A 9,985-nucleotide genomic window follows, 5' to 3' on the forward strand; every position below is an offset into this window, starting at 1 on the left:
GAAGTCGGCAGCGTCATAGGAAATCTCAGGCGGCGGCACCTTCTTCGATGCACAAGCGGAAACGACCGCTGCCGACACCGATAGGATCAGCACGGCACGAATCGGTGACATTTTACCTTTCATTGGTGGACTCCGTCGGAGAAAGGGGGGTTGGGACGGCGCTGTCGAGCTCGCGTGACCAGTCAATGGCATTGATGAAGACGCCGAGCGGATTCTTGCGCAGCTGATCCGTATTGCTTGGCGAGCGAATCACGATCGTGAGGATCGCAGTCCAGCGCATCGTGCTGGCAAGGCTTCCGCGCTCAAACACCTGCTCGGTCCATTTGACCTGGAATGAACTTTCGGAGGCTCTGACCACGCTGGTGACCTGTACCGAAACACTGCGCGTTCCGATCTGACCGAAGGGGTCGTTCGCCTTGGCGTATTCGTTGAGGAAGAGCGCTGCGCGATCGCTAGCAAAGTCGTACGCTGCCAACCAGTTCTGCCGTACCAAAACCGGATCGGTGGAAACGGAACGGACATTCTGGATGAAGCGGCCGAGATGCCAGGCGATCTGAGCATCCGAGGGCTCATAATTCCGGATCGCCGGCGCGACGGCGCGCGTCTCGCCGAAGCCATCGACCTCGACGACATAAGGCACGACACGGCTTTGCATCGACTGCCATACGAGTCCGCCGGAAAGCCCGGTCGCCAAGGCCAGGCAGCCAAGGGCCATGATCCGCCAGTTCCTGGCCTGCAGTCGAGATGAGCCGATGCGCTCGTCCCACAGCTGGGCGGCTTTTTGATACGGCGTGACCGGTTCGGGTGTTTTGCCGTAACGGTGCACGGGTCGCTTGAAGAGCATCTAGTCATCCTTGTCGTTGAGAGAGGGGGTGGCGCTGCCTCCCGGCCGGTCTCCGTCTCGGACAGCTTGCATGGCAGCGTGGCGATTTGCACGGGCGGTCTGTTCAGAACGTAGGCGCCTTGCCCACGTCGGCGCCGAAACAGTGGCCGAACCGGCAGAGCGTTCGGTCATTGGCGCTGTCGGCGTGCCGCCGGTCGCGGTCCACGCGGCATCGCGCCCGGCATCGGCGTTGCGCCCAACACTTGCAGTGGCGGATCGCGCTATGCGTATAGCGGCGCCGCCAGCTGCACTGGTTACACCATGCATTCCAGCAGCCACACCGGAGAGGCCAGCGTCGGGCGAGGTTGCGCGCCCGATCTGCCATGACGTGGAAGCAGCCGATCCCATTGTTGTGCCGGCTCGGATGGCGGCGACACCGCCGCTGGTTGCCATACGCGCGCCAGCAAATGCTGTGCCTCCAGCAACGAGTGATACACCCGCTGCCGCCGCGGTCGTGCCGAGGGCGGCGCCCGCCCCAAGCTGCGGTGCGCCTGAGACAAGACCCGACGCGATCCCCGGCCCAAAAATGCCAAGGCCAAGCAATGCCAGTGCGCCCAGTACCTGGGACATGGCACCGGCAAGATCCGGCTCCTTGCCTTGCAATGCGGAAGCGAACTCCCCGAAGAGCGTGGAGCCGATACCGACAATGACGGCGAGCACCATCACCTTGATGCCTGACGAGATAACATGGCCGAGCACGCGTTCGGCCAGGAACGCTGAACGGTTCCAAAGTGCGAATGGAACCAAAACAAAACCTGCCAGCGTGGTGAGCTTGAACTCAAGGATGGTGATGAAAAGCTGGATGGAAAGGATGAAGAAGGCGATGATGACCAGGAACCAGGCCATCAGCAGCACGAAGATGGTCAGTGCGTTGCCGAAGATTTCCGGGAAGCCCAGGAGCTGACTGGCTTGGTCAAGCATTGGCCAAGCACCTTCGAAACCGGTCGCGGCAATGCGGCCCGGGCGCAAGAGATTGTCTGCCGACAGATTGCCGGCCGACGCCTTAATCCCGAGACCGGCAAAAGAACGATAAACGATATCGGCGAGGTTCTTGAAATTGTTCAGAATGAAGGCGAAGACGCCAACATAGAGCACCTTGCGGACAAGCCGGCCGAGAACGCTGGTTTCGTCGCCGAGCGCCCACGCCAGGCCGGCAAGTGTGATGTCAATGCCGATCAGAATGGTAGTGAGGAAGGCGAGGTCGCCCGATAGCAGACCGAACCCGCTGTCGATGTAGCGGATGAAGGTCTCCATGAAGCGATCGATGACGCCAAGGTCGTTCATGCCGCTGCCTTTCTCGTCGTGATGAACTCGTGATTAATTGCCGGGATAAGCCGAGCCGGTACCCAAGAATCGCTTCGTCATCTCGCGGGCGGCTTCGTCTGACTGGGCCTTGCGGGCGGCATCCTCGGCCTCAGCTCGAAACTGCGTTGCGAGCAGCGTCTGGATCTGCATCTGCTGTTTTGTCGAAAGCGCCATCAGCTGGTTGGTGGCCTGGCTTGCCTGAAGCGCACCGGCCGCCCCTTGGCTGCGGTTGACGAGATCGGCGAGCAGATCGCCGTCGGCGCGGACGTTCTCGACGATTTGCGACTGGACACCCATGGTCTGGCGGAACGCCTGCATGGCGGTTTGCCAACGCTCCCGCGCAGCACTCGCCACATCGCTGACTTTGATCGTGGCGTCGTAGCTTTCCGGATATTGGCTGCGCCACTGGTCTTGAAGCTTGCCCAGATCAAAGCTGAGGCCACTCGCCTGGTCCATCAAGCCGTCGATGCGATGGAGCGAACCGGTGAGTTGGCCAACGGAAGAGAAATCCAGACGCTGAAGATTGCGCGCCATGTTCTGCAGCATGGTCGCCTGATTCTGCAGCGACTGGATCTGGTTGTTGATCTGCTCCAATGCGCGCGCGGCCGTCAGCACGTTCTGCGCATAATTGGACGGATCGAACACGATAAGGGCGTAGGCGGGCTGCACATAGTCGGCCATAGGCTTGGCGATCAGGGAAACGGTGATCAGGCCGGAGAGAAGGCGTCGCCGCATCATGAGAATTGCTCCTTGTCTGGTTGAGGGAATTGCTTGAGAAGTTCGCCGGCCCAATCGAGGCCGCGCGCGATCAGGAACTGCGAGGCAAAGCTGCCTTGCCCGTCTTCGGACATGATCCTGTCGATCAGAGTCTGCGTGGCCGGATCGGAAGCACCGCAAAGCGCAAGAGCGATGGGGCCAAGCTCGAGCTCGAACAGACGGTTGCCGCGGCGCGATTGCAGATAATACTGACGCTTCGGCGTGGCGCGGGCGATCAATTCGATCTGCCGCTCGCTTAAACCGAAGCGCTCGTAGGCTGTGCGCGCCTGGGGTTCCACGGCACGATCATTGGGAAGGAAAATGCGCTGCGGGCAGCTTTCGATGATTGCCGGCGCTATGCCAGAGCCCGCGATATCAGCCAGCGACTGCGTAGCGAAGACAACCGACACGTTCTTCTTTCGCAGCACCTTCAGCCATTCGCGGATGCGGGCGGCGAACAGCGGATTGTCGAGATAGACCCACGCCTCGTCGAGCATGATCAGCGTGGGCCGTCCGTCGAACCGTTCCTCAAGTCGCTGGAACAGATAGGTAAGCACCGGCAGCAAAGCGCTTTGGCTGTGCATTAACTCCTCGGTCTCGAAACACTGCACATCCGACAAGGCCAGCCCATCATGATCGGCATCGAGCAGGCGGCCGAAGGGACCGTCGAGCGTGTAGGGCATCAATGCGGTCTTCAGCGCATTGGATTGAAGCAGGACCGAAAGACCGGTCAGTGTGCGTTCCTGCGCCGGCGCGGTGGCAAGGCTGGCCAGCGCTGACCAAATAGCCTCCTTCACCTCCGGCGTGACGGTGACGTTCTCGTGGGCAACAAGGCTGGCGATCCATTCGGCCGCCCAGCTTCGGCTAGCCTGGTCGTTGATGCTGCGCAGTGGCTGAAAGGCAAGGGAACCGTCCGCTCCTAGCGCGTGGTGTTCTCCACCCATGGCAAGTGTTGCAGCACGGGCCGAATTGCCTTTGTCGAAGACATAAACCTGGGCGCCGGCGTAGCGCCTGAACTGCAGAGCAATCAGAGCAAGCAGAACCGACTTGCCGGCGCCGGTCGGACCAACAACCAGCATGTGGCCGACATCTTCGACGTGGGTGGAAAGCCGAAACGGTGTCGACCCACTGGTCTCGGCAACGAAAAGCGGTGGCGCTTCGGTTTGGGTGACTTTCGCGAGATGCTCGTTTGTCGCAGGACCGGCCCAAACCGACGACAGCGGCATGAGATGGGCAAGGTTCAATGTATGAACGAGCGGTTGGCGAACGTTAGCGTAGACATGGCCAGGCAATGAGCCGAGCCAAGCCTCGACCGCATTGACGCCTTCTCGGATCGTGGTGAAGCCGAGCCCATTGATGATGCGCTCGACCGCGCGAAGCTTCTCTGCAGCGGCTTGGCGATCCTCGCCCCACACCGTCACGGTGGTGGTGAGATAGCCGAAACTCACATGATCACCGCCCAATGCCTGAAGGGCTTCGTCGGCATCGAGCGCCTTGTTGTCGGCATCGCTATCGACAAGCGGGACCGGCTCGTTGGTAATGACCTCGCGTAGGATTGCCACGATCGATTTGCGCTTGGCAAACCACTGCCGGCGCAATAGAGTCAGCGTCTTCGTGGCTTCCGTTTTCTCGAGCGGAATGAAGCGCGTCATCCAGCGATAGGCGAAATCCTGATGATTGAGGGTATCGAGGATTCCGGGCCGGGTGAGGTTCGGAAAGCCGAGGATGGTCAGTGTGCGAAGATGCTGCTCACCCAGCATCGGCTCCAGGCCACCGGTAAGCGGCGCATCGACCAGGATTGCATCCAGATATATCGGCGTTTCCGGGGCCATGATAGGATGGCGACGAGGCGAAATCGTGCCGTGGAGGTAGGTCAACGTCTGAGCATCATCGAGGACGCGTACTTCGGACATGAAACCCGAGAAGAGATCGAGCACGCGGTTGGTCTCGTCACGGAACCTCGCCAGATCCTGGCGCCAGTCTCTTTCTCCTCGGGAATAATGAGAGTCGACGAGCGTGCTTTCTGCGCGCGCCTGGGCGTCCGGCGGTGGCATAAACACCAAGGTCAGATGATAGCGGCTCTCGTAGTGCGCTACCTTCCCCTCGAAAGCAGCGCGGCGTTCTTCGTCGACCAGCCACGACGCGGCGTCAGGAAAATGCGAGTTCGGATAGCCCAGCGCTTCTGTGCGCTCGGCCTCAAAGAACAATGCCCAGCCAGAGCCAAGGCGTCTGAGAGCATTGTTCGCCCGGGCGCAAATGCCGACGAGTTCAGCCTCCGTCGCACTTTCGAGATCCGGGCCGCGGAACCGCAACGTCCGCTGAAAGCTGCCGTCCTTGTTGAGCACGATGCCGGGCGCCACCAAGGCAGCCCAGGGTAGATGGTCGGCAAGCCGGTCGGCTTTGCTTCGATATTCCGAAAGGTTCAGCATGCAAGCCACCCCTTCAGACGTAGGTGGCGCACAAGCACGCTGGCGAAGTCCGGATCGCGTCTTGCGGCAAACACCGCTAACGAGTGGCCTGCGATCCAAAGCACCAGACCAGCAATCCATTGCTGCAAGCCGAAGCCAATGGCCGCGGCCACTGTACCGTTGAGGATCGCCACCGCGCGCGGAGCCCCGCCGAGCAGGATCGGCTCGGTCAGCGCCCGGTGGACCGGTACTGCGAAGCCCTCGATATGCTGCTCCCCGGCGGCCATCAGACGAGCGCCCCACCACCGAAGGAGAAGAAGGAGAGGAAGAAGCTCGATGCCGCGAAGGCGATCGACAGACCGAAGACGATCTGAATCAGGCGCCGAAAACCACCGGCGGTGTCGCCGAAGGCAAGCGTCAGGCCGGTGGTGATAATGATGATCACCGCAACGATCTTGGCGACCGGTCCCTGCACGGACTCCAGGATCTGCTGCAGCGGCTGCTCCCACGGCATGCCGGAGCCGGCGGCATAAACCGGGGCCGTGATAAGAAACGCGAGCGCTGTGGACGAAAGAAAGCGAAGCTTCTTGCGCATGAGGAAGGCCTTTCAAAGCTGCTGGAGTTGCGAAAGCGTGAGCGGGGCAACGGCGTAATCGCCGCTGCCGTCGAGACCGGTGACCTCGGCGATTGCGTCGATGTGGCGCGACGAGCCGCGTCCCGCTATGAAGACGATCAGATCTATCGCCTCAGCGATGAGCCGGCGGGGAACGGTGACCACCGCTTCCTGGGCGAGTTGCTCAATGCGATAGAGAGCCGAGCGCGCGGAATTGGCGTGTACGGTAGCGATGCCGCCTGGGTGCCCGGTGTTCCATGCCTTCAGCATGTCGAGCGCTTCCGCGCCCCTCACCTCGCCCACGATGATGCGGTCCGGCCTGAGCCTCAGCGTCGAGCGCACGAGATCGGCAAGGGTGACCGAGCCCCGCCTTGTTCTCAGGGCAACGCAGTCCCTGGCCGCGCACTGCAGTTCGCGTGTGTCCTCGATCAGGATCACCCGATCGTCGCATTCGGCGACTTCAGCCAGCAGAGCGTTGGCGAGTGTTGTCTTCCCCGAGGAAGTGCCGCCGGCGATCAGCATGTTGCGCCGCTCGCGGACGGCCTTTTTCAGCGCATCGGCCTGCAGCGGCAGCATGATGCGTTCGGCAACATAGTCGGCCAGGGTGTAGACTTTCGCGGCGGGCTTGCGGATGGCAAAACATGGCGCCAACACCACAGGTGGCAGCAGGCCTTCGAAGCGTTCGCCAGACGGCAATTCGGCACTGACGATCGGGTTGTCGGCGTGCGCCTCGGCGCGCACGTGCGAAGCAACCAGGCGGATGATACGTTCTGCCTCGGACGGGTGCATGTGAACGTCGGTATCGACCCGACCTTCGCCTAACCGGTCGAGTCGCAGCGCGCCGTCGGGATTGACCATCACCTCGATGACGGACGGATCGGCCAGGGCTTCGGTGATTGCCGGACCCATGGCGGTGCGCAGCATGACACGCCGCCGGTGGTCGGCCTCGGGATGAGAGCTCATCCTTCCCCTCCCCCACCATTGTCTTTGCTAAGCGACTTTTTGCCGGAAGCGATCTGGCGGCCGACCTTCTCAACGAATTTCTCGAAACGCTCTTGGGCAATAGCCTGCGTTGCCCGATCCGGGACCGGCGTGTGGGCGTGAAGGGTGATCGAAAAGCGGATGAAGAGCGCCAGGCTCTCCAGGATCACCTCGGAATCGCGCCTGACGTGGGCAAGATCGCGGGAGAGCCGGTCAAGCCTTACGCCGTAGCGCCGATCGAACTCGCTCTCGCCACGCCGCTCGATGAACGCCTCGATCGCCTTCCCCACGATCGCTGATTTGGTCGTTGACGGATCGCGACTGAGGTTGTCCAGTTTCTCGCTGAGCTCCGGCTCAAGCAGAAACTGATGGCGAATGCGGTGCGGCTTCATGCGGATCGTTCCGACGGCCCGGCGTTGCGCCGGCGACGGGAGAAGCATCGGCCAGACGCTCAAAATTGCTTATGGCCGTTATCTACGCTGAGGTGCGCTCTGCAACTCAGCGGACTTCAGAAGCCGGGAATGACATCGTCGCCCCTGCCCTCGTTGATACCGTAGACGCGGGCCGCAGTGGAAATCCGATCCATGACACGCTTGTCCGCGAGCGCTTCGCTGTCATCGTCTGCGGGCTTGTACAGATCGGCCTGATCGGGCTCTTGAGAGACAACAACGTCTTCTTCGGGCAGGCTTGGATGGCGTTGCTGCTGAACGCCTCCCTCGTCTTCAACTGGCGCGTCGGCGCTTTCCTCGTCCGCAGCAAGTCGGCTATCGACGCTGCACACTTGTCCAGTCCAGCCGTCCGGGCGTGATGCAGGGCAGTCCGCATAGGGTCCGTCGTGCAGCACCGGCGCAGGCAGCACCCGATCTGTGAAATTCTGATCCTGATAATAGCGCAGCTTCTTGGCGCGGATCGGCGGCAACCCAGAAACCAGGACCAATTCGTCTGACGGCGGCAATTGCATCACCTCGCCTGGCGTCAGGAGCGGGCGCGCGGTTTCCTGGCGGCTCACCATGACATGTGAAAGCCAGGGCGCAAGCCGATGGCCCGCATAGTTGCGCATCGACCTAAGTTCGGTTGCGGTGCCGAGGGCATCCGAGATGCGCTTGGCCGTGCGTTCGTCATTGGAGGAAAAGGCAATTCGCACGTGGCAATTGTCGAGAATAGCATTGTTCTCGCCATAGGCCTTTGAAACCTGGTTCAAAGATTGTGCGATCAGATAGGAGCGAATGCCATAACCTGCCATGAAGGCGAGCGCCGTTTCGAAGAAGTCGAGGCGACCGAGCGCCGGAAACTCGTCCAGCATCATGAGCAGCTGATGCTTACGGCTCTTCTTCGGGTCCCCCTCCAGACGCTCCGTCAACCGCCTGCCGATCTGGTTCAAGATCAGTCGCACAAAAGGCTTGGTGCGCGAGATATCCGAAGGCGGCACGACCAGATAGAGCGACAGCGGTCGCTCTCCATCCACTAGGTCAGCGATGCGCCAGTCGCAGGACGAAGTGGCCGCCGCGACCGTTGGATCACGATAAAGCCCGAGAAAGGACATGGCGGTCGAGAGGACGCCTGAGCGCTCGTTTTCCGACTTGTTCAGGAGTTCGCGAGCCGCCGAGGCCACTACGGGATGGACCTGAGGGTTATGCCCCGTCCCGAGATGGTTTGTCGTCATCATCCGCCGTAGCGTTGCGGCAAACGAGCGTTGCGGGTCCGACAGGAAGGTGGCGACGCGGGCCAGCGTCTTGTCCTCTTCAGCGTAGAGCACGTGCAAAATGGCGCCAACTAGGAGTGAATGGCTGGTCTTCTCCCAGTGGTTCCGTCGCTCCAGCGCGCCCTCGGGATCGACGAGGATGTCGGCGATGTTTTGAACGTCCCGGATCTCATCTGGGCCTTTGCGCACCTCCAGCAGCGGGTTGTAGCGTGCCGATCTCGGGTCGGTCGGATTGAACAGAAGGCAGTACGAGAATTTCGACCGCCAGCCGGAGGTCAACTGCCAATTTTCGCCTTTTATATCATGAATGATGGCAGACCCGGTCCAGGAAAGTAGCGTTGGAACAACCAGCCCCACGCCCTTGCCCGAACGCGTCGGCGCAAATGCCATGACGTGCTCCGGGCCGTCATGGCGCAGATAGCGATCGTTCAGCCTACCGAGGAAAACGCCCGCCGGCCGTAACAACCCTGCCGTCTCGACCTCATGAGTCGTGGCCCACCGTGAAGACCCATAGGTCGTAACCGACCCGCGCTGTCGCGCGCGCAAAAGCGAGCCAGCGATTGCGGCGGCACAACCCAGGAATCCGCTGGCGCCTGCAAGCGTACCGGCTTTGTCGAAGACCTCCGGCGCATAAGCATCGAAGTGGAACCACCATTCAAACAGCTTCCACGGCTTGTAGATTGGCCAGCCGGCGAAGAGAAACCATGGTGCGCCGAGAGGCGTCTGGTAGGTCAGCATTTGAGCGCACCATTGGGTTGCCGTCCATACGCCGATAATGACAATTGCGCACACAACGGCGATCTGCCCGATCAGTAGCTTCGTAGGTGTCATCGGCTTGGCCCGCTGAACAACGCGACCTAGCATCGCGCGGCGCAGCCGGGACAGGAATGTTCCTCACATACGATTTGGGAGCAATGAACGACTTCCTACGTATGCAGGTCGGTCAGCACGCGTGTTGCGCCTTCACGCGACACCATCCGCCACTCCATCCTTTCCATTCACCCTGAGGCCCGGCGCCGCCGACAGTTGCGTGACCGCTCCTCCGCAAAGTTATCTTCTGCGTTCAGGGAGCCACGGCGCCTGGGCTGGCTGATGAACACCGTCCGCTCGCGCATGTGGGGTCGAATTGATTTGTGCCCAAGTGGAGGCAGGCTCGTCTTCCAACAGTTGCCGCAGTTCCCCTGGCTCGAACGCCATCATCGGTGGGGAAGCGGGTTCATCCTCCAACAGCTGCCGCAGTTCCCCTGGCTCGAACGCCATCATTGGTGGGGAGGCAGGTTCGTCCTCCAACAGTTGCCGCAGTTCCCCTGGCTCGAACGCCATCATTGGTGGGGAGG

General features: G+C 61.3%; 10 protein-coding genes and 1 pseudogene. 1 reads left to right on the forward strand and 10 read right to left on the reverse strand.

Annotated features, from left to right (window positions below):
- The 10 genes and pseudogenes from EOC06_RS43000 to EOC06_RS20390 form a co-directional block, all read right to left on the reverse strand.
- Window positions 1–111, reverse strand: a pseudogene (locus EOC06_RS43000) (P-type conjugative transfer protein TrbG); the annotation flags it as partial.
- 1 nt (window position 112) lies between these two features.
- Window positions 113–844, reverse strand: coding sequence for a conjugal transfer protein TrbF (trbF, locus tag EOC06_RS20350; RefSeq protein WP_063169230.1), 732 nt, complete (start codon window positions 842–844; stop codon window positions 113–115).
- Window positions 845–2,167: a P-type conjugative transfer protein TrbL gene (trbL, locus tag EOC06_RS20355; protein WP_063169231.1), complete on the reverse strand. Its 1,323-nt coding sequence runs from the start codon at window positions 2,165–2,167 to the stop codon at window positions 845–847.
- Between the two features lie 33 nt (window positions 2,168–2,200).
- The gene (gene trbJ / locus EOC06_RS20360; protein ID WP_024502854.1) at window positions 2,201–2,926 is read right to left on the reverse strand and encodes a P-type conjugative transfer protein TrbJ; all 726 of its coding nucleotides are present in this window, start codon (window positions 2,924–2,926) and stop codon (window positions 2,201–2,203) included.
- Complete coding sequence (gene trbE, locus EOC06_RS20365) at window positions 2,923–5,373, reverse strand: conjugal transfer protein TrbE (protein ID WP_128308625.1); 2,451 nt, start codon at window positions 5,371–5,373, stop codon at window positions 2,923–2,925. Before trbE ends, trbJ begins: the two co-directional genes overlap by 4 nt.
- Window positions 5,367–5,639, reverse strand: coding sequence for a VirB3 family type IV secretion system protein (locus tag EOC06_RS20370; protein WP_024502852.1), 273 nt, complete (start codon window positions 5,637–5,639; stop codon window positions 5,367–5,369). Before EOC06_RS20370 ends, trbE begins: the two co-directional genes overlap by 7 nt.
- Window positions 5,639–5,947, reverse strand: coding sequence for a TrbC/VirB2 family protein (locus EOC06_RS20375; protein ID WP_024502851.1), 309 nt, complete (start codon window positions 5,945–5,947; stop codon window positions 5,639–5,641). The genes EOC06_RS20370 and EOC06_RS20375 overlap by 1 nt, the downstream gene beginning before the upstream one ends.
- A 12-nt stretch (window positions 5,948–5,959) precedes the next feature.
- Window positions 5,960–6,928, reverse strand: a complete 969-nt coding sequence (trbB, locus tag EOC06_RS20380; protein ID WP_024502850.1) for a P-type conjugative transfer ATPase TrbB — start codon at window positions 6,926–6,928, stop codon at window positions 5,960–5,962.
- The gene (locus EOC06_RS20385) at window positions 6,925–7,338 is read right to left on the reverse strand and encodes a CopG family transcriptional regulator (protein ID WP_063170364.1); all 414 of its coding nucleotides are present in this window, start codon (window positions 7,336–7,338) and stop codon (window positions 6,925–6,927) included. The genes trbB and EOC06_RS20385 overlap by 4 nt, the downstream gene beginning before the upstream one ends.
- Window positions 7,339–7,454: 116 nt before the next feature.
- Entirely contained in the window at window positions 7,455–9,479 is a 2,025-nt protein-coding gene (locus tag EOC06_RS20390) for a conjugal transfer protein TraG (protein WP_063169233.1), read from the reverse strand.
- Window positions 9,480–9,740: 261 nt separating this feature from the next.
- Here EOC06_RS20390 and EOC06_RS40865 point away from each other — a divergent pair.
- Window positions 9,741–9,985 (forward strand): hypothetical protein (locus EOC06_RS40865; RefSeq protein WP_206631217.1); only part of this gene is annotated, 245 nt, incomplete at its 3' end.

The organism is Mesorhizobium sp. M7A.F.Ca.MR.362.00.0.0 (assembly GCF_004023175.1).
Lineage (GTDB): Bacteria > Pseudomonadota > Alphaproteobacteria > Rhizobiales > Rhizobiaceae > Mesorhizobium.